Source organism: Cellulophaga sp. 3_MG-2023 (genome assembly GCF_030546975.1).
In the GTDB taxonomy this organism is placed as follows: domain Bacteria; phylum Bacteroidota; class Bacteroidia; order Flavobacteriales; family Flavobacteriaceae; genus Cellulophaga.
Genome location: NZ_JAUOPS010000001.1, coordinates 901,441 through 922,899, shown reverse-complemented (window position 1 = coordinate 922,899; position 21,459 = coordinate 901,441). Strand labels below are relative to the sequence as shown.

The following is a 21,459-nucleotide window of genomic DNA, read 5'->3' as shown; positions in this document are numbered from 1 at the left end:
CAAAATGAAAAAAATTGCATTAGTATTAATTGCAGTGTTTGCTTTAACAGGAGTACAAGCACAGATTGAAACACCACAACCAAGTCCGTTTACTAAAATGGAACAAAAAGTAGGTTTAACAGATGTTACTTTAGAGTATTCTAGACCATCTGCAAGAGGTAGAGAAGTTTTTGGTAATCTAGTACCTTTTTCTAAATTATGGAGAACGGGAGCTAATAAAAATACTGTTATTACATTTAGTAATAATGTAACTATTGGTGGTAAAGAAGTAAAAGCTGGTTCTTACGCTATATTTACTAAGCCAGGAGAAACTTCTTGGGAAGTAATATTTTACGCAGATACAAATAACTGGGGAACACCAAGAGAGTGGGACCAGTCTAAAGTTGCTGCTACAATTAAAGCAGATGTTGTAAAAATGCCAATGAAAATAGAAACTTTTACAATGACTTTTGATGATTTAACTTCTGGTTCTGCTGTATTGGGTATTTTATGGGAAGATGTATATGTAGGTGCTAAATTTGAAGTTCCTACGGATAAAACTGTTTCTGCTGCTATTGCAAAAACTATGAATGGTCCTAGCGCACAAGATTATTATGCAGCTGCTGTATATTACAAAGAATCTGGTAAAGATATTAACCAAGCAAAAACTTGGATGGAAAAAGCTATGAGTATGATGGAGAAACCTGCATTTTACCAATTAAGACAATTATCTTTAATTTACGCTAAAGCAGGAGATAAGAAAAAAGCTATTGAGACAGCTAAAAAATCTTTAGTTGGTTCTAAAGCGGCTGGTAACGCAGACTACGTTAAAATGAATGAAGATTCTTTAAAAGAGTGGGGAGCAAAATAAGCTCTGTTTTTAAAATAGTAAAAGCCCGTAAAACAATTGTTTTACGGGCTTTTTTTATATCGTCTAGTTGTTTGTTATATTTTCATTTCATTTTCGGTTTTCATCATTCTGTCAAAACCTTCTAAAAGCATAGCAATAGATACAACTAAAGCACAGCCAAAAGCATTTAACCATAGGTAAGACATCCAGTCTAACCACCAGCCAATAATTACTATTACTTGAGTTATAATTGCAGCAACAAATACAGCATTACCCTTAACATATTTAAAAAAGAATGCCAGTAAAAATATTCCTAATACATTGCCGTAGAATATAGATCCTATAATGTTTACTAGCTGTATTAAATTATCAAACAAGCTAGCAACACAGGCAATTAAAATGGCTATAATACCCCAAATTAGAGTAAGTACTTTAGAGGCTTTAACGTAGTGTTCTTCTGTTTGTCCTTGTTTAATACTTCTTTTATAAATATCTAAGGCGCTTATGGTGCCTAAAGCATTTAATTCTGATGCAGTAGAAGACATAGCAGCAGATAATATTACCGCTAACAAAAGACCAATAATACCTTGTGGTAGGTAGTTTAGTATAAAATGAATAAAGACATAATCTGTATCATTAGTTTCTACAGAGGCATCTGCTTGTGTAATTAATGTTTTTGCGGCATCTCTGCCTAGTTTTTCTTTAGCATTTAAAGCAATAATTTTGTTTTTAGCATTAGCTTGCGCTGCTGTATTGTTATTGTCTAATGCTTCAGATAATTTGTTTTGTATAATTACTCTTTGTTCTGCAATTACCTTATGTTCTTTTTCTAATAGTTTGTAATCTTCTGCGTAAACAGAATTTTCTACTTTAGAAGTAGCTGCAGGATTAAAGTTTAAAGGTGATGAGTTGTATTGATAAAAAACAAAAACCATTACACCAACCAATAAAATAAAGAATTGCATTGGTATTTTTAAAATACCATTAAAAATTAAGCCAAGTTGACTCTCTCTTACAGATTTACCAGACAAGTAACGCTGTACCTGACTTTGGTCTGTACCAAAGTAAGACATAAACAAGAAAAATCCGCCTGTTAGTCCGCTCCAAACAGTATATCTACTTTGAGTGTCTAAACTAAAATCTAAAATATTTAATTTATCACTTGCACTAGCAACTTTTAAGGCTTTGCTAAACGTAATATCATCTGGTAGGTAATCTAAAATAAAGTAAAATGCAACAAACATTCCCAGCATTATTATAAACATTTGTTGTTTTTGGGTAACACTTACTGCTTTTGTACCACCAGAAACAGTGTATATAATTACCAAAATACCAATTAAAATATTTAATATTCTTAAATCCCAACCAAGTACAGCAGATAATATTATAGACGGAGCATAAATGGTAATACCAGCGGCCAAACCACGCTGAATTAAAAATAAAAATGCTGCTAACGTTCTAGTTTTAACATCAAACCTGTTTTCTAGAAACTCATAAGCTGTATAAACTTTTAATTTGTGGTATAATGGTACAAATACCATGCATATAACCACCATAGCTAAAGGCAAACCAAAGTAAAACTGAACAAAGCCCATACCGTCGTGGTATGCTTGTCCTGGTGTAGATAAAAATGTAATTGCACTGGCTTGTGTAGCCATTACAGAGAGTCCAATTGTCCACCATTTTGACTGGTTTCCTCCTAAAACGTAATCGTTTACATTTTTACTTCCTTTTGTTTTATATACCCCAAAGCCAACAATAAATAATAATGTTCCTATAAGTAAGTACCAATCTATACTAGCCATATTAATTGTAAGTTTTCATTATAATAAAAAATACAATCGCATACATTAAATTTAAAAGTAAGACCCAAGAATATTCCTTTTTCCAAACAAATTTATCTTCCATAGTGTCTTAGTTGTTTTTAGGTAATGATAATAAGTTAGCAAACAATTTGTAAGCACCAGGAACACCGGCAGGTAACTCTCTAAAAAAGCTTATGCCTGTATATACATAGTTTCCTTTGCCGTAAGGAGCAATTAAAAGACTACCTTTTTTAGCATCTTCTCCTTTATCTGCCATAGATAAAATAGGTGTAAACTCTTTTCCCCATTTATTAGGAAAGTATAAGCCGCGTTCTTGTACCCAATTATTAAAGTCAGTAGGTACAATTTTATTAGGAGTATTAACTACAGGATGGTTTTTTGCTAAAATGCTAACCTCTGCAAATTCATTTGTAACCCTATCTCTAGATAGTTCTAAAGAATAAGGAGCAAGGTTATCTAAATCTAAACCTCTACGGCCAGCAGTATTATATTGTATAACTAAGTTGCCTCCGTTTTTTACGTAATCTAATAAAAAGTGTTGTTTAAATTTTAATTGTGTAACAACATTATAAGCTCTAATACCAACAACTATAGCGTCAAAACCTTTTAAAGATTCTGTATTAATATTGTCTGGATCTATGGTAGACACATTGTAGCCTATTTGTGTTAAGCTTTCTGGTATTTTGTCGCCAGCACCAGTAATATAACCAATATTTTTTCCTGTTTTTTTAATGTCTAAACGTACCACTTTAGCTTCAGATGGTAGTAAAACAGACTGTGTTGGGATATGGTCATAAGAAATAACAACCAACTCTTTACTAAGTTTTTTACCGTTAATTGTTACAAATGGTGAAATGGTACTCTGTGCTTCAGTGGCAGGAGGAGTAACAGTAAACATAAATGTTTTTGTATCTCCTCTTTTAGCAATAGTAAAAGATTGTTTTGTATTATTAACTTTCCACCCTTTAGAAAAGCCTAATTCTAATTCTCCTGTAATATCATCTTTTAAAGCTTTTATAGTAACAGGGATTTGCTTAGTAGATCCGTCAGAAAAAATAAAAACCTTGTCCTTTATGCTAACACTAGCTTCTGGCAAAACCTCAAAAGGTCTATATAGTTCACCTTTATCTGGTTTAGAGTAGTGGTAAACAACTGGTTTAGTAATTGTTATTGTGTAGTTGTTAATGCTAAGTTCAAAATCGGCTTTAAAAGCTCTAGGTGTTTCTGGTTTACCTATCAATTTTTTATCAGCAACAGTATACATACCTAAAGAGCCTTTTTCCATTAGCCAATAAGGACTAGTGAAATTTGTATTTGCAGGCACGGCAACATCTAATTCTAGGTTTTCTTTAGTATTATTTTTTAAAGAAACATTAGGAGATAGGGTAGTAGCTGCAACTTTTACAGATTTTAAAGTGATGCTGGTATTACTTCTATTTAAAGCTTCTATAGATACTTTAAAACTGCCAGATGGTGTGCTATTTGTACTATTTGCATTGGCCTCTAGATACAAACCAGTTACAGCAGAAATCATATTTTCTAATTCTTTAGATTTAATATTTTTCCAGTGTGTATCTGTAGATTTTTGTAACAACTTATAAGCTTCTATAAGTTCTGATAAGTGAGAAGAAGGATTTTTAAAATTGAAGTTTTCTTCAACCTTGTTTAATATTTTTCCAATAGCAACACCACCATCTATTCTAGACCACGTAGTATTTATGCCCTCAAAAATATCATCGCCTTTAGGCATATCACCTTTTAAAAGCTCAATATACTCATCTTGGCTTCCTCTTGTAGATATACGACCAAAACCTTGACATAAATGCTGACTACTGGCAAGTGATGCAATCTCGTTATTAGAAACACCTAGCATTGGGTAAAAAACACCAACATCTAACTTCATTAATTTACTTTTATCTGCTTTGTTAAAAGCTTCTTCACTACCATAAAACCACCAAGAAGTGTTAAAAAACATACGTTTTGGTTGCCAGGTTTCTGTTAGTTTTAGTTGTTCTGGGTATGCTTTTGGGTCGTTAACCAAGTCAAAAGCTTCTACACTTAACATTGCAGAGGCAGTATGGTGACCGTGTGTAGTTCCTGGTGTTCTGTGGTTAAATCTGTTTATAATAACATCTGGCTTGTACTGTCTTATAATTTGTACAACATCTGCTAAAACCTCTTTTTTATCCCAAATATCTAATGTTTCATCTGGGTGTTTAGAGTAGCCAAAATCGTTTGCTCTAGAAAAAAATTGTTCTCCACCATCTTTGCTACGTGCACCAAGTAATTCTTGAGTACGTAATACACCTAATTGCTCTCTAATTTCTGGTCCAATTAAATTTTGTCCTCCGTCTCCACGGGTTAAAGACAAGTAAGCAGTTTTAGCTTTTACGTTATTAGATAAATAAGATATTAACCTTGTGTTTTCATCATCTGGATGTGCTGCAATGTACAATGCAGAACCTAAGAAGTTTAACTTTTGTAAAGAATGGTAAATTTCTGCAGATGAACTTTTTTTAGGAGCTTGTGAAAATCCTAAGTTGATGCATAATGCAGAAATTATGCAAGATACCAGTAGTTGGCGCATAAATGTTAATTTTGGTTGATGCTCAAATATAACAAGTTCTACGCTTTAGAATGTCAATTTTAAAGGTTCTTTAACAACGTTTTTAAGCGGGTTATTAACATTTGATGATTTTAAGGAAGAATTGTTAGAACCATTTTTTTCTGTTGATAAAAAATATGGACACCAGAGAAATTAAAACCATTACGCCTAAAAGTATAAAATAACCATATTCCGTATGTAATTCGGGCATATTTTTAAAGTTCATACCGTAAATACCTGCTAAAAAAGTAAGCGGTATAAAAATCACAGAAAATATAGTCAAGGTTTTCATTACCTCGTTTAATCTGTGGTTTTGAATACTAAACATTAAGTTTAAAGAACTCTCTAGTTGACTAAGGTTAAAATCAATTTCATCTCCCATTAAACCAATTTGTTCTTTAATTTCAATAAAATACTTTATGTCAAAGTCAAAACAATCTATATTTTCTAATTGGTTAATAGCATCTTTTATGCTTATAGTCATTCTTTTAATTTGGTTAAGTTGCCTTTTCTTGTTTTCAACTTTAATTGCAAATTCGGGAGTTGGTTTAGTCTCATTTAAGTTATCTAAACCAATATTAGCCTTTGTTAACTTATCATAAGCAATGTAATAATTATCTATAATAGCTTCCATTAGTAAGTAAAACAGGTAATCTGCTCCTTTTTTTCTTATAACACCTAAGTTTTTTTCTATTCGTTCTCTTAAATGTTGAAAATGATCGCCTTCAAGCTCTTGTATACTCCAAACGTAAGTTTCGCCAACAATAAAAACCATTTGTTCAAATTTTGTTTCATTGCTTTCTGCAGAATAATAAGGAGATTTTAAGGTTAAAAAGAAACAATCGTCTAGTTCTATTACTTTATTTCTGTGATTGTTGTCTATAACAAGGTTTATTAAAAACTCATCCATATTGTTGTCCGCAATTATTTTGCGTACAGCTTGTGAATGCTGAAAACCATAAATGTTTAACCAAGAAATAACCGAAGTATCTTTTGTTATAGATATTTCATTTAATTCTTCTCCTTTTAATAAATGACAACTTTCTTTAGAGTAGGTTATTAAAGATGAATTAGCTTTAAATTCTTCAATATTAAAAGTTTTTTTATCAGAATACGGGTTTACTTTACGTCTGTTTTTTCTTTTCATACAATTACTTTTTAAATGTAATCTCCTTCTGTAGTATCGTCGTTATCTTCTTTATTAATAAGTACAACACCTTTTTGTAAAAGTAAATTGTTTGGGTAGGTAAGTAGTTCTCCGTTGTCTTTTTTTAGATAAATATGATAAGCTTTTATGTCTAAAATATCAACTTCCTCAGCAAAATCGCCATCTAATATTTTTATACGATCACCTATTTTAAAAGGGAATGAAAAAAATAAAATTACACCAGCAGTAACATTACTTAAAATAGACCAAGAAGCAAATAGTGCCACACCTAACACAGCAAATACAGATGAAAATATAATGCCTAAATCCTCAAAATTTACCTGCCAAATGTAAACAAGAACTATAAAACTTATTGCCATAAGTAATATGGTAACATATCTAATTATAAGCTTTGTACGTACTTTATTTATGTCGCTAATTCTTCCTATTTTACTAATTGCTTTTGCCGTAACAAAGCGCAATACTATAAAGCCCAAAATACAAATTAAGCTGTTTATTAATTGATTTTGATGTGTGTCTATAAATTCATTCATAATCCTAAGCTATCTCTAAAATGTAAATCTTTATTTCCGTTTTGTTGCCAATAGGCTGTTTGTATTCTTTTATTTAAAGTTGCAGTAGTTGTTAGTGTTTTTTTATTTGACCCAAAACCACTTTTATGTGTTTCTGTAAAACTTTCTATAGTGTGCGGAAAAGCTGTAGAGAACGTTATTGTTAAGTTGCGCTGCAAATCAGGATAATCTAAACTATAAATGGTTACATTATCTTTAGTGGTTTTAGTGACCTTTGCTGGATATGCTTTTAATTTTTTATGAGAAAACCTAATGTATGTAAAAGACGGAATAATTTGTAAATTTCCCGTTGGTAAACTATCTGGGTTAATTCTAATTTTTGCCCAAAGATCGTTCTCTAAAATATTTTTTTCAAGGGTGAAATTTTTATCTCCTTCGCTTTCAAAATAAGAAAAAGAAGAAATCTCAAATTTTTCTTTATTGTTTAGCTGAGAAAATACTTGTCCGCACCATTCTTGTACAGAATTTGTTATTTTTAATGAAGCAGAATTATCACCAACAGGATAAAAAGTGCTAGACATTACAGAATATGGGTAAACACCAGTTAAAAATTTCTTGGTACTATTTAATTTTAAAACAGGAATGTTTGTATTACTAGGTAGATCTGCTTTTACCTGTTTTTTAGCGCTAAAAGGCTCTGTTACAAAAACCAAAACAGCAGAACCTTGTCTTAACTCGCCATACCTAGCTTGTTCTAAATTGTATGATGTTATTTCTGCAGTGCCATTATACCAATATTCTTTAAATTGGTTAGATACTGGTTTTGGCTTTTCTTTTTCTATAATTTTTTTAGGAGTAGTAACAGCTATATCTTGGTTGTGTACTTTTTCTTTACAGGCATTAGACATTAATAGCGTAATTGCTATTATACCCAATTCAGCTAATTTTTTCATAACAAATACATTTTAAGTAAAATTACTTAAAATGTTATGCATTAGCTATAGTTAGCAAAGTTTTATAAACTAAATGCGTAGGTAGGCCAACAACGTTAGGGTAGGAGCCAATAATTTCTTCAATAGCAATTAAGCCAATCCACTCTTGTATACCATAAGCTCCAGCTTTATCTAGTGGTTTGTAGTTTTCTACATAATACGTAATTTCATCCAAGCTAAGCTCTTTAAATTTTACTTTTGTAATATGACTTTCTGTAATTTGCTTATTTTTAGATGTAAAACATACAGATGTAGCTACTTGGTGCCAAGAGTTAGATAGTTTTGTAAGCATAGCAATAGCATCTGCAGTGCTTTTAGGTTTGCCTAGTTGCTCATTATTGTGCCAAACAATAGTATCAGATGTTATTAAAATATCTTTCTCTTGGAGTGATTTTTTAAAAGGTTCTGCTTTTAAAGCAGCTAAATAATCTGTAATTTCTTCAGCTTGTAAATGATTAGGAAAAACCTCTTCAATAGGTCTAACATCAACCTTAAAGTTAATATCTAATTCTTTAAAAAACTGATGCCTTCTTGGGGAACCAGAAGCCAATATAATGTTGTAATCTTTTAATTTTTCAGAAAGCATTTAGTCGTTTTTAGCGCTGTAATTATCATTCCATTTACCTTGTGCTTTTAAAACCTGCTCAATAACATCTCTAGCGCAGCCTTTACCACCATTTTTTTGAGAAATATACTTGCTTACAGCTTTTATTTCAGGTATAGCATCTTGCGGACAAGTAGGCATACCAACTAATTGCATAGGTGGCACGTCTGGCATATCATCACCCATATATAAAACATTTTTTGGGTCTATGTTGTTGGTAGATAAATATTCTTTTATAGGTTCTATTTTTAAGTGAGCGCCTAAATAAATATCCTTTACGCCTAAACCTTTAAATCTAGTGCGTACACCTTCACTAGTGCCACCAGATATTATACAAACATTAAAACCTTTTTGTATAGCAGTTTTAAGGGCGTAACCATCTTTAACATTCATTTTACGTAGTAATTCTCCGTTTTCGGTAATAAGTACATTTCCGTCTGTAAAAACACCGTCTACATCAAAAACAAAAGTGGTAATATTATGTAAGTATTCTTTATAACTTTTTTCCATAAGTGTTGGTAATAGATTTGCTAATAACGCTATATATTTCTTTATGCGTATTGTTTGTTAATTGGGTTAATTGACGTTGCATTGTACCTATGTCATTACGTTTTGCTGGTCCTGTTTGTGCATCGTAAGGAGATAGTTTGTGTAGCTTTGTAACGGTTTCTTGTATTAAGGGTGATAAAATTGAAAAAGGAACCTTGTTTTCTTCACAAATTTCTTGTCCAACTTGGTACATATGATTGCTAAAATTATTGACAAAAACGGCAGCCAAATGTATAGATTTTCTTTGTTCTGATGATATTTTATGCACACTGTTAGAAACACTTTTTGCTAGTTGAAGAAGTAATGTTTCATCAGCATTATTTTCTGCTTCAATACAAATAGGAATTTCTTTAAAATTTACAGTAGCACCTTTGCTAAACGTCTGTAGTGGATAAAAAGATCCTTTTCGGTTTTTATCATTTAAAGCAGCAATAGCAACACTGCCAGATGTATGCACTACTAATTTATTTTCTAAGACTAATTGTGAAGATATATTGGCAATACTATCATCTGTGGTAGAAATAATATAAATATCTGCATTAGGTAAATTGCTAATGTCAGTAGTTGTATTTATACTATTTTTTAAAGGGAGTAATGCTGTTTCTGTACGGTTGTATACCATTACAATAGATACGTTTTTTAGCTCACTAAATGCATTATATAAGTGTGTGCCAATATTCCCTAATCCTAAAATTACTACACTAATCATATTACAAAAGTACAGTTAATCTGTCAAAAAAAATTATTCTTTACAACCAATTGTTATAGCGTGTGTGTGCCCTGCATTTGTACTTGCAGCTATGGTTATAGCATTATTAGTTTTTAAGGTTGCAAAATTTTCTGCTGTAACGGTAAGCATATGCTCGTGTCCTGTAGCGCCAATTAATGGGTATACTTTTGTGGTGCCGCTAATTATATCTTCTTTAGGAATTTCTAAGGTATGATTGTGATTGCCTGTAATAGTAATTTCAGCTCCATTTTCTATGCAATTTCCTTTTGGCCCCTCTTCTGTATCTGCGTCAGAATCATCATCACTAGAACAACTAAAATTTAAGAATGCGGCAGCAACAACAAAGGCAAAATAAATAAACTTTTTTAAAGGTGTAACGCTAATCATAATAATACTTTTTTTGTCTTTTATTAATACTTTGTTGCTTAATTTTGTGACTAATACATTCTTAATTATTTGCTAATGTATTAAATAGAATTTGTAATATGAAAAAACTAGAGCTTACAACTAAAGAGAATGTATATGTATTGGTCTCTGCATTCTATGATAAAATACGAAAGGATGAAACTTTAGGTCCAATTTTTAACGGTATAATTACAGATTGGGACCATCATTTACAACACCTTACTAATTTTTGGAGCAATCAGTTATTTATAGAGCGGGGTACATACAAAGGTAACCCTATTGCCGTGCATAATAAAGTGGATAATTTTACAGGTAATACCATAAACGAAATGCATTTTGGTATTTGGCTTAATCATTGGTTTGCAACTTTAGATGAGCTTTTTGAAGGCGATAATGTAAATATAGCTAAAAACAGGGCTCGTAATATGGGGTCTAACATTCATATTCATATTTTTAATGCTAGACCAAAGACTAGCTAATAAATAGTTAAATATTAGGGTTTCATTAACACATTTATTGTTGTTTTAGGTACAAAAAAACACAAAAAGGGCGTATTTTTGCAAACCAAATTCACATAGTATTATCCAAGATGGTAAATTTAATTAAGAAGTTCTTTTTCTCTACACGTTTAATGTCATTTCTCTTTATTGCTTTTGCAACAGCATTAGCTCTTGGGACATTTATAGAAAGCTGGTATAGCACAGATACAGCAAGGATTTGGATATATAATACCACTTGGTTTGAGGCTATAATGGCCTTTTTTGTAATTAACTTTTTAGGAAACATTTCTAGATATAAATTATTGCGTAAAGAAAAATGGGCAGTATTGTTGTTACACCTTTCTTGGATATTTATAATAATTGGTGCATTTGTAACAAGATACATTAGTTTTGAGGGGATGATGCCTATACGTGAAGGCGAAACTGAAAATGTATTTTATTCTGATAAAACATACATTTCTACTATAGTTTATGGTGAAAAAGACGGAGTAAAAATGCAGAAAAAGCAAGAGTATCCTATTCTTGTAACAGCAGAAGGTTTAAAGTCTAGTTTGCCAATTCATACAAATTTTGATAAAACAGAATACAGTATTAAATATGCTGGTTTTATTGATGGAGCTAAAGAAGGATTAATTATTGGTGAAGAAGGAAAAAACTTTTTAAAAATAGTAGAATCTAGTAGTGGTGGTCGTCACGATCATTATCTAGAAGAAGGTGTTGTACAAAGCATACATAATATTTTATTTGCTTTAAATAAACCAACCAAAGGTGCTATTAATATTTCGGCAACAGACTCTAGTTACACTATACAATCTCCGTTTGAAGGTACTTTTATGCGAATGGCAGATAGGTTACAAGGTGGCGTTAAAAAAGATACGGTACAAAAACTGCAATTACGCTCTTTATATCAAATGGCAGATATGCAGTTTGTAATGCCAGACTCTTTGGTTAAAGGTAAAAACGGAATTATACCTATACCAAAAGAGGAACGTACAAAAAATATGGCAGATGCCTTAATTTTAGATGTTACTGTAAATGGTAAAACTGTACGTAAAAAATTACTAGGGTCTAAAGGTATGATGCAGTTTGCAGATCCTTTTAAAATTGGCGATTTAGAGTTTAGGATGGCTTATGGTTCTAAAATGTACGAATTGCCTTTTGCTATTAAGTTGAATGATTTTATAGCAGAAAAATATCCTGGTACAGAAAAAGGGTATGCGTCTTTTATGAGTAAGGTTACTATTGAAGATGAAAAACCATATGACTATGATATTTTTATGAATCATATTTTAGATCACAAGGGATATCGTTTTTTTCAGGCAGGTTTTGATCCGGATGAACAAGGAACTAAACTCTCTGTTAATCACGACCAATGGGGAACTTGGATTACTTATATTGGTTATTTTATGTTATATGCAGGTTTAATGGGTATTATGTTTTTTGGAAAAACAAGATTTAAAGATTTAGGAGTTTCTTTAGATAAAATTAAAGCTAAAAAAGCAAAGCTTACATCTGTTTTAGTTTTGGGAGCTTTGTTAAGTTTAACATCTCAAAGTATAAATGCACAAGAACATAGTCCGGGAGATGGTCACAACCACGCAGAACTACCAAGTCAAGAGGTTGTAGATTCTATTATTTTAGCAACTGCAGTATCTAAAGAACACGCAGAGGAATTTGGTAAGTTGGTGATACAAGATGAAGGTGGACGTATGAAGCCTATAAACACATTTACATCAGAATTACTGCGTAAATTAAGTTTAAAAGATAAATACTTAGGTTTAACATCAGACCAAGTGTTTTTATCTATGATGACTAATCAGCAATTATGGGCAAATACACACATTATAGCTATAGATAAAAAAGGGCAAAACGATAGTATTCGTAAAATAATTGGAGTTCCAGAAGGACAGCGTTATGCTACTTTAATGGACTTTTTTGATGAAAACCAAAGTTACAAGTTAGATCCTTTTTTAAATGAGGCTACATCTACTAATAATCCTAATAAATTTCAACAAGATTATAAAGATGCAAATATTAGGTTGGGTCTTTTAAATAGAGCTTTAAGCGGAGAAATAGTTAAAATATTTCCGTTATTAAATGTAGATAATAATAAGTGGATATCTGCTTTAGAATATAGAAGTAATAGTGAGCAATTTCCTGCGCAAGATAGTTTATATGGTAACTTTATAAAAAACTCTGTTCCTTACTACGTTATGGCGCTTCAGAAAGCAAAAGGAACAGGGGATTATACCGAGGCTAATAAAATACTATCTGCCTTTAAGCAAAACCAGTTAAATAATGGTAAAGAGGTTTTACCATCAGAAAAAAAAATAGAAATAGAGGTAATTTACAACAAGCTTAACATCTTTAATGTGTTGTATAAGTCTTACGCGGTTGTGGGCTTATTTTTGTTCTTAATTCTTATTTTTCAAATATTTAAAGATCGTAGTGTTTGGCGTGTAGCTATATACTTCTTTAAAGGAACAATATATTTGTTATTCTTATGGCATACAGCAGGTTTAATATTACGTTGGTATATATCTGGACACGCACCTTGGAGTGATGCTTACGAGAGTATTATTTACGTTGCTTGGGCTACATTAGGTATGGGATTATTATTTGCACGTAAAAGTAACTTAACAATGGCTGCAGCTACGTTTGTTACAGCTATGCTATTATGGATTGCACACCAAAATTGGGTAGACCCTTCAATATCTAACCTTGTGCCTGTTTTAGATAGTTATTGGTTAATGATACACGTTGCTGTAATTGTTGGTAGTTATGGGCCATTAACCGTTGGTATGATTCTAGGTGTTACATCATTAATACTTATAATTCTAACAAACAAAAAAAACAAGGAACGTATGGACCTTAGCTTAAAAGAGTTAACTATAATTAACGAGCTTGTTTTAACCACAGGGCTAGTAATGCTTACAATAGGAAACTTTTTAGGAGGTATGTGGGCCAATGAAAGTTGGGGACGTTATTGGGGCTGGGATCCAAAAGAAACTTGGGCTTTGGTATCTATTATGATTTATGCTTTTGTTGTGCATATGAGAATTGTACCTGGTTTACGTAGTAAGTGGTTGTTTAACTTTGCAAGTATTGTTGCTTTTGCAAGTATTATGATGACGTATTTTGGAGTAAACTTTTACTTAGCAGGTTTGCATAGTTATGCTAGTGGAGCGCAAGTTATTACCCCTATGTTTATATGGTATACAGCAGCAGGTGTTGTGGTACTTGGTTTAATAAGTTACTGGAGATATAAAGTAAACTATTCTAAATAGTTTACTTTCCGCCATTGGCTTTTAGGTCTGCAATACATTGTGGATCTAACGTTGGTATTTGTCCTCCTGTAATAGAGTTTAAAAGTCCTTCCCCTGTTTCTGCAGTCCAGTACATTAAGCAATTATCTACATCACAATGCTTACCGTGTGCTATGTCTTGGTGGTCTGTTTGCATTTCAGATCCAACATTAACTAAACCAAGTAAGTGTCCAAATTCGTGATTTAAAACGGTAGTAGATAATACTGTTCTGCTTGGTGCTAGTGGTTTGTTACTGAAATTTTTTACAGTGTTTTCAAAAATAGCAAAAGATGTGTTTTGGTAGGCAATTCCTAAAACAGAGCCATTTTCTGTATTTCCGGCATATTTTGCATCTAAATAAATACCAAAAACAGCAATTTTATCATTTGTATTATACTGAGTACGCAAGTTTTTTTCCATAGCAATAATATCATCAACCGTGTAAGCAGATTTTGCGGGTACAGTAATTTCTTCAAGTCGAATTTCCCAACCTTTAGATTTATTTAATCGTTCTGTAACAAAAGTTTTAAAATTTTCTACAGTTTCATCTGTAGGTTTATAATCTTTTACGTAGAATATTTCAAAAACAGTAGATTTATATTTGTCATTAGCCAGTAAATCGTTTGCTGAGTCACCTACATTTTTTCTATTTCTGTCTTTCATTTCTTCAGTAATAACTTCGTTGTTATTATCAGTAGATGATGCGTCAGATTCGCTTTCTATAGAGCAAGCGCTAAATAAGCTAATTATTAAAAGGAAATAAACAGTTGTTTTAAGGTTCATTATGTTGTTATTTATTCAAATTATAATAGTGTTGTTAAATTTATATACGTCTAATAATGCCAAATAGTTTTGTTAGGTTGTTTAGGTTCTAAATTTGTAACTTTGGTAGAGCAACTAAATAACACTAAAACTAAAAAAATGAAGCAATCTAAAGCAGGGTTAAACACAATATGCACACATACAGGAGAGGTAGAAGATAAACAGTTTAAAGGCGCTGTATCTCCTTTATATATGAGTTCTTCCTATGCTTTTGAAGGCGTAGATGTTAAGCGTTACCCAAGGTATTTTAATACACCAAACCAAGAGGCTCTTTGCAAAAAGGTAGCTGCATTAGAACATACAGAAGCCGGATTAATTTTTGGAAGTGGAATGGCAGCTGTAAGTACATCTTTATTGGCTTTTTTGCACGCTGGAGACCACGTTGTACTACAAAAAACATTATATGGTGGCACGTATAACTTAATACAAGAAGAGTTTGCTAAGTTTGGAATAGAATACTCTTTAACAGAGGGTTTAAAGGCTGAAGATTTTGAAGCTAAAATAAAAGAAAATACAAAGGTTGTTTATATTGAAACACCATCTAATCCTTTGCTTACGATTACAGATTTAAAGGCGGTTGCAAATTTGGCTAAAAAGCACAATTTAGTATCTATGATAGATAATACTTTTGCAAGTCCTGTAAACCAAAACCCAATAGATTTTGGAATAGATATAGTTATACACAGTGCTACAAAATATATGGGAGGACATTCTGATATTTGTGCAGGTGCTGTTGCATCTTCAGCAGAATATATAGATAAGATTTTTCAATTAGCAAAGAATTTTGGAGGTAGCTTAAGTGATTATACAGTTTGGTTGTTAGAACGTAGTATGAAAACGATGGGAATTAGAGTAAAAGCTCAGAATGAAAATGCACAAAAAATGGCAGAATATTTACATCAAAATAAAGATGTAAAAGTTGTGTATTATCCTGGTTTAGAGTCGCATCCAGACCACGAACTAGCAAAGTCACAAATGAAAGGTTTTGGAGGTATGTTATCTTTTGAGCTTAAGGACGACATAAATGCTATGAACTTTCAAAATGCATTAGAACTTATAAAACCATCTATGAGTTTGGCAGGGGTAGAGAGTACTGTTTTGTCGCCAACGCAAACATCTCATTCTTTATTAAGTGCAGAAGAAAGAGAAAAACAAGGTATTAAGGATGGTTTAATTCGTTTTTCTGTTGGTATAGAAGAAGTAGAAGATTTAATAGCTGATATAGAACAAGCATTAGCTAAGGTAAAATAGATTAGAATAAAATGAAGTTAGATATATTAGTTTTTGGGGCGCACCCAGATGATGCAGAGCTGGGAGCAGGAGCTACAATAGCAAAAGAAATTGCAAATGGTAAAAAAGTTGGTATTGTAGATTTAACACGAGGTGAATTAGGTACTAGAGGAACAGCACAAACTAGAGATGAGGAGGCTACAGAAGCTGCTAAAATTTTAGGTGTTTCTGTTAGAGAAAATTTAGCTTTTAAAGATGGTTTTTTTGTAAACGATAAGGCGCACCAATTAGAAGTAATTAAAATGGTACGTAAATACCAGCCAGAAATTGTATTATGTAATGCTATTGATGATAGGCATATAGACCACGGTAAAGGGAGTAAACTTGTTAGTGATGCTTGTTTTTTAAGCGGGTTGTTAAAAATAGAAACAACAATAAATGGAGAAGCTCAGGAAAAATGGAGGCCTAAAAACGTTTATCATTATATACAGTGGAAAAATATAGAGCCAGATTTTGTGGTAGATGTTACGGGCTTTATAGATACCAAAGTAAAGTCTGTTTTAGCATACAAAACTCAGTTTTACGATACAAATAGTAATGCACCACAAACACCTATTACGAGTCAGAATTTTTTACAAAGTGTAACTTATAGAGCTCAAGATTTAGGGCGTTTAATAGGGGTGGACCACGCAGAAGGTTTTACAGTAGAGCGCTTTGTAGCTGTAAATAGTTTGGATGACTTAATTTAAGGGATTAAATCTCTTCTTTTGGTAATTCAAAATAAAATGTACTACCAATACCTAAGGTGCTTTCTATCCAGATTGTGCCTTTGTTATTGGTGATCATTTCTTTACACAAGGGAAGTCCTAGTCCTGTACCTTTTTCATTATTGGTACCATAAGACACTGCTATTGCACTTTCGTTGGTAAATAGCTCTTCAATTAATTCTGGTTTAATTCCTATGCCAGAATCTTTTACGCTAACAATCCAGGTGTTTTCAGTTTCTTTAGCGTTTAAAACTATGTTGCCATCTGTTTTAGTAAACTTTATAGCGTTACTAAGTAGATTGCGTATAACAACACTCATTTGGTTTTTATCTGCCCAAACAATAGCGTTTGCAGGTATGTTATTTGTGATACTAATGTTTTTATTTTCAGCGAGCTCAGCTAATAAGTTAATATTGTTTTGAGTAAGGTTGTTTATTTTGGCTTTTGAAGGAGAAGTAGAGCCGCCGTTCATTTGTGTTCTACTCCAAGATAACAGATTTGTTAGCGTAAAAAATAAAGCATCAACATCACTCTTTAGTTTTGGTATAAAACGTATAAAATCTTCTGCTTCTACATCTTTAGAAACAAACATATCTAAAAGGCTTTGTAAAGCAGCAATAGGATTTCTAAGATCGTGACCAATAATAGAAAATAGTTTATCTTTTGTTTTATTTATGTTTTCTAATTCGTTCTCTCTCTTTTTTAATATTTCGGTTTGCTCTATAAGCTGGTTGTATAATTTTTTTCTAGTATTAGCCTGTATTTTTATAAGTAGTAAAATAAAACTTAATACAACTAAAGCAGCAATTGCTATATAAAGGTAATTTTGATGTTTGTCTATTTCTTTTTTAGCATCTGCCTCTGTATCTCTTTTTTGCCTTTCGTATTCTGTTCTTGTTTTAAATGCACCTAAGCTGTTGCTGTTTTCTCTTCTTAATATAGAATCAGAAGTTTTTTTAAACAATTCCAGACTTTCTAATGCTAAATCTGTTTTATTATTTTGTTTGTGTATTTGGTAAAGTGTTTCGTAAGATTCCTCTAGTTCTTCTAGTAGTTTAAATCTTGTTCCTATTTCAATAGCTTTGTTAACGGCAGTTTCAGCTTTGTTCATCTGCTTTAGACTTAAGTAAGCTTTAGCTTTTGCGTTCTCTAAAGACATTACAGTTCTATCGTCTGTTAATTCTTTTAAAATATTTTCACTAATACTTAGCCATTTTAAAGCTAACTCCGGCTGTTTTTGTTCAATTAATATTCTTCCTTTATTTATATAGCAATAAGATAGCCATTCTTTATCCCCTTTTTTTTCAAAAGTGGCAATACTATTATCTATATATTTAGTGGCTAAGTCTAATTCATTTACTCTTATGTAAATGTCAGACATGTTGGCGTATGTTTCTGCAATGTATATAGGGTTACCTATTTCTTTGTTTAGCTTGTCTACTTCTTTATATAAGGCAATACTTTGTTTGTAGTCTTTTTGGGAAGCATATAAACTAGCGGTGTTATCTTTTATGAAAGATAAAAGTACTTTTTCATCGTTTTCTAGAGCTAAATCTGCACCTTTTAAATAAGCTTTTAAAGCTTCTCCATTTTTTCCAATATATGCATATTCGGAACCAAGTTGATTAGATAAACTAATTTGACCATCTATATAATCAATTTTCTCTGCTATGTTTAAAGCTTCTGTAATTTGTTTTATGGCTAAATCAAAGTCTCCTTGGTAAGAGTTGTAGTATGCAAAATGAGATAAAGCATCTGTTTTACCTTTGCTGTAGTTTATAGTTTCACTTAGTTTGTATACTCTGTCTGATATAGCTTTTAAGCTATCTACGTTTTCATACCTGTAATAACTAGCTAAAGATGTAAGTAAATCTATGTAGTTTTGTTTGTCTTCTTTAGTTTTTAATTTTTCAGATGCATTTTCTACTAATGCTCTAATACTGTCTATTTTAGATTGAGAATTTGCAGATAGCACAGAAAAGCATACAAGTGTAAGTGTAATTATTTTTTTAAGTAAATTACTTTGTAAACTATTGTTCATGTGACAGTGAAAAATGTATAAAAATGCCTAGCAATATATTGATAACGAACTAGTTTAACAAGTTTTTAAGTTAAAAAATATGGTATAACTAGTAAATGTAATCCTGTATTATGAATTTAAAAATTTTAGTATTAATTATAGTGTGTATTGATAATTGTCTTCTCCCTTTGGAACAGTAAAATAAAATATAGTTCCTTTTCCTAATTTACTTTTTGCCCATAAATTACCTCCATTATTTTCTACCATTTCTTTACTTAAAGAGATGCCCAAGCCTGTTCCTTTTTCATTATCAGTGCCAAAGGTAGTGTGACTTTGGTTTGGGGTAAATACTTTACTTAAGTCTTCCTCACTCATCCCTATGCCAGTATCTTTTATGGTAACTTCAATAAATTGATATTTTTCTTGTGCGTCTATTGTTATTTTTCCTCCTTTAGGAGTAAACTTAAGTGCATTGCTAATTATGTTTCTAATAACAATATCTATTTGGTTTGGATCAGAAAATATCATAGTATTCTCTGGAATTTCATTTACTAACGTAATAGATTTCTTTTTAGCAGTTTCGCCTAATAAATTTATGTTGTTCTCTGCTAAAGTATTTAATTCTGCTAATGTAGTGTTGGTAGTTGCACCATTCATCTGTGTTTGTCCCCATGATAGTAAGTTGTTTAATGTAAAAGATATATGATCTACATCTTTTATAAGTTTAGGAACAAAGTCTCTAAACTCTGTTATGGCCAAATCGCCAGACTTCATCATTTTTAAAACATCTAATAATGCACCTATTGGGCCTCTTAAATCATGTGCAATAATAGAGAATAATTTATCTTTTGTTTCATTAATCTCTTGCAGTTCTTCTTCTCTGTTTTCTAAAACAACTTGCTTTAATTGCAACTCTGTATTAAGCTTTTTATGAGCTTTTCTACTTTTAGACATCATATAGGTTATAATACCCCATATTATTAAAATAGAGATGCCTATGTAAATAGCACTCCTAATTCTTGCATTCTCCAGTTTATCTACAACTTCTTTAGTTTCTTTTAGTTTATCTCTCTCAATTTTTGTTTGAAGCATTAATAAACTACGCTTGTTCTCTTTTCTGGATAAAGAATCTGTTACTTTTTTATATAGTTCATGAAAAAACAATGATTTTTCAAAGTCTTTTTTGTTTTTATTTATTTTATATAAGATGTCAGAAGCGCTTTCTATGTTTTTAATAGAGTTAAGTTCTTTTGCGTTATTGTAAGCTGTAAGTGCGTATAATTCTGCTGTATCTGTATTTTTGTTGCCAAAATGTGCATACGCTAAACCGCTAAGTAAATTTAGCTTGTCTCTGTTGTTTTTTATTTGGTCATATAAATGAAAGCTTTGGTCATACCAACGTATAGCCCATGTGTATTTTTTTTGTTTTAAGTAAATGTCTCCCTTTACTCTATAGGCCTTTGCTATCCATCTAATATTATTGTATTCTTCAAAAATGCTAATACTCTTATTAATGTTAAACATAGCATTATTAATGTTGCCTATTTCACTTTGTAAATAAGCATAATTACATAGCGTTTTTGCAGAGTAAAAATCATCCTTAATAATAAGGTTTAGTTTTATAGATTTTTCTAAGAACAATAATGCTTGTTTGTAATCTTTTTGAGCAGAGTAGAGGTTGGCAATATTTTCGTTCATTACAGAAAGCATTCTGTTGTTATTGCTTTTTTCTGCTAATTCTACTCCCTCTAAATATATTGCCAAAGAATTGGCGTAGTTGCCAAAATAATAATAAGACTTTGCAAAATTATTCATTATAGACAATTGTAAATTACTGTCTGTTGTCTTTTTGCTTTCTTCTAGAGCTTTTATATATAATGTATTTGCTTTTTCACTATTACCGGCATCAGAATAGTAATTGGCTGTTTGTAAAAGAGCATTGCTTATACCATAACTGTACTCTAATTCTTCGCTAAGTTTTAAAGACTCATTAGCTAAAATTAGTAAACTGTCAGAATTATAAAAACGAAGTCTCTCTGCTTTGTTTATTAAGGCATTTACATAAATTGTGTCTTTTTTAACCAAGTCACTACTAATAGTAGGAGTATTGACACCATTTGCTTTTGTAATACAGCAGAATAATAGTGTACAAAGTAAAGACAGTAGATAATACGGCCTTCTTATATTTAAACAATACACTTTATATTGTGATTTTATAACCATTAATTTTATTGCTATTCTGTATTTGTAACTAAAACGTGAATTTAATAGTAAGCATATGCATTGGCTAATTAATGTTGTGAAATAACATATTTTGTGTGTTTGAACTGCTTTTTTGTACTTGTTAACGACTGCCGAAAAATAATAAACAGGGGCTAAACTACGATAAATATTGATAATTAGTACGTTACAATCTATTTTTTAAATATATTAAAATATGATGCAAAATATTTTGATAGATAAAATAAAAAAAATTATCTTTGCATCCGCTTACAAATGGTGGATGTAGCTCAGCTGGTTAGAGTATCGGTTTGTGGTACCGAGGGTCGCCGGTTCGAACCCGGTCTTCCACCCAAAAGCAAAGCCTTATCAAT

Annotated in this window: 17 protein-coding genes and 1 tRNA gene; 6 read left to right on the top strand and 12 right to left on the bottom strand. The window is 31.5% G+C overall.

Translation table 11 applies throughout. The annotated features are described in order from the left end of the window. Positions 1 to 4 precede the first annotated feature (4 nt). Positions 5 to 850, top strand: a complete 846-nt coding sequence (locus Q4487_RS03820) for a DUF2911 domain-containing protein (protein ID WP_100895741.1) — start codon at positions 5 to 7, stop codon at positions 848 to 850. 74 nt (positions 851 to 924) lie between these two features. On the opposite strand, the gene Q4487_RS03815 is transcribed toward Q4487_RS03820, so the two are convergent. The 9 genes from Q4487_RS03815 to Q4487_RS03775 all read right to left on the bottom strand — a co-directional run bounded on the left by Q4487_RS03815 (position 925) and on the right by Q4487_RS03775 (position 10,202). Continuing rightward, on the bottom strand, positions 925 to 2,634 hold the full coding sequence (locus tag Q4487_RS03815) for a sodium:solute symporter (protein WP_303541612.1): 1,710 nt from the start codon (positions 2,632 to 2,634) through the stop codon (positions 925 to 927). Positions 2,635 to 2,743: 109 nt separating this feature from the next. Continuing rightward, positions 2,744 to 5,242: a PIG-L family deacetylase gene (locus Q4487_RS03810; RefSeq protein ID WP_303541614.1), complete on the bottom strand. Its 2,499-nt coding sequence runs from the start codon at positions 5,240 to 5,242 to the stop codon at positions 2,744 to 2,746. 124 nt (positions 5,243 to 5,366) lie between these two features. Next, positions 5,367 to 6,407 (bottom strand): magnesium and cobalt transport protein CorA, encoded by a 1,041-nt coding sequence (locus Q4487_RS03805; RefSeq protein WP_303541616.1) that lies wholly within the window; start codon positions 6,405 to 6,407, stop codon positions 5,367 to 5,369. 11 nt (positions 6,408 to 6,418) lie between these two features. Continuing rightward, a complete protein-coding gene (locus tag Q4487_RS03800) occupies positions 6,419 to 6,961 on the bottom strand; it encodes a mechanosensitive ion channel domain-containing protein (RefSeq protein WP_303541617.1) in 543 nt (180 codons plus the stop codon). Then, positions 6,958 to 7,893 (bottom strand): septum formation inhibitor Maf, encoded by a 936-nt coding sequence (locus Q4487_RS03795; protein ID WP_303541619.1) that lies wholly within the window; start codon positions 7,891 to 7,893, stop codon positions 6,958 to 6,960. Before Q4487_RS03795 ends, Q4487_RS03800 begins: the two co-directional genes overlap by 4 nt. A 34-nt stretch (positions 7,894 to 7,927) precedes the next feature. Then, entirely contained in the window at positions 7,928 to 8,518 is a 591-nt protein-coding gene (locus tag Q4487_RS03790; protein ID WP_100895747.1) for a Maf-like protein, read from the bottom strand. Beyond that, positions 8,519 to 9,046: an HAD family hydrolase gene (locus Q4487_RS03785; RefSeq protein ID WP_100895748.1), complete on the bottom strand. Its 528-nt coding sequence runs from the start codon at positions 9,044 to 9,046 to the stop codon at positions 8,519 to 8,521. Beyond that, complete coding sequence (locus tag Q4487_RS03780) at positions 9,030 to 9,794, bottom strand: Rossmann-like and DUF2520 domain-containing protein (RefSeq protein ID WP_303541624.1); 765 nt, start codon at positions 9,792 to 9,794, stop codon at positions 9,030 to 9,032. The genes Q4487_RS03785 and Q4487_RS03780 overlap by 17 nt, the downstream gene beginning before the upstream one ends. Before the next feature lie 33 nt (positions 9,795 to 9,827). After that, entirely contained in the window at positions 9,828 to 10,202 is a 375-nt protein-coding gene (locus Q4487_RS03775; protein WP_303541626.1) for a hypothetical protein, read from the bottom strand. A gap of 98 nt (positions 10,203 to 10,300) precedes the next feature. On the opposite strand from Q4487_RS03775, the gene Q4487_RS03770 reads away from it, so the two are divergent. Both Q4487_RS03770 and ccsA read left to right on the top strand, forming a co-directional pair. Next, positions 10,301 to 10,699, top strand: a complete 399-nt coding sequence (locus tag Q4487_RS03770; RefSeq protein WP_303541628.1) for a group III truncated hemoglobin — start codon at positions 10,301 to 10,303, stop codon at positions 10,697 to 10,699. 110 nt (positions 10,700 to 10,809) lie between these two features. After that, the gene (gene ccsA, locus Q4487_RS03765; protein WP_303541629.1) at positions 10,810 to 14,007 is read left to right on the top strand and encodes a cytochrome c biogenesis protein CcsA; all 3,198 of its coding nucleotides are present in this window, start codon (positions 10,810 to 10,812) and stop codon (positions 14,005 to 14,007) included. 1 nt (position 14,008) lies between these two features. Here the strand turns inward: ccsA and Q4487_RS03760 are convergent, their stop codons facing one another. Then, positions 14,009 to 14,809, bottom strand: coding sequence for a membrane metalloprotease (locus Q4487_RS03760; protein ID WP_303541631.1), 801 nt, complete (start codon positions 14,807 to 14,809; stop codon positions 14,009 to 14,011). Positions 14,810 to 14,947: 138 nt separating this feature from the next. Here Q4487_RS03760 and Q4487_RS03755 point away from each other — a divergent pair, with 138 nt between their 5' ends. After that, positions 14,948 to 16,099, top strand: a complete 1,152-nt coding sequence (locus tag Q4487_RS03755; RefSeq protein ID WP_303541632.1) for a PLP-dependent aspartate aminotransferase family protein — start codon at positions 14,948 to 14,950, stop codon at positions 16,097 to 16,099. A gap of 11 nt (positions 16,100 to 16,110) precedes the next feature. Then, positions 16,111 to 16,827, top strand: a complete 717-nt coding sequence (bshB1, locus tag Q4487_RS03750; protein WP_100895753.1) for a bacillithiol biosynthesis deacetylase BshB1 — start codon at positions 16,111 to 16,113, stop codon at positions 16,825 to 16,827. Between the two features lie 4 nt (positions 16,828 to 16,831). Here bshB1 and Q4487_RS03745 read toward each other — a convergent pair whose 3' ends face one another. Together Q4487_RS03745 and Q4487_RS03740 are read right to left on the bottom strand one after the other, a co-directional pair. After that, a complete protein-coding gene (locus Q4487_RS03745) occupies positions 16,832 to 18,886 on the bottom strand; it encodes a HAMP domain-containing sensor histidine kinase (protein WP_303541635.1) in 2,055 nt (684 codons plus the stop codon). A 135-nt stretch (positions 18,887 to 19,021) separates the two neighbouring features. Further along, a complete protein-coding gene (locus Q4487_RS03740) occupies positions 19,022 to 21,088 on the bottom strand; it encodes an ATP-binding protein (protein WP_100895755.1) in 2,067 nt (688 codons plus the stop codon). Positions 21,089 to 21,363: 275 nt separating this feature from the next. Here Q4487_RS03740 and Q4487_RS03735 point away from each other — a divergent pair. Next, positions 21,364 to 21,439, top strand: a tRNA-His gene (locus Q4487_RS03735). Positions 21,440 to 21,459 lie beyond the last annotated feature (20 nt).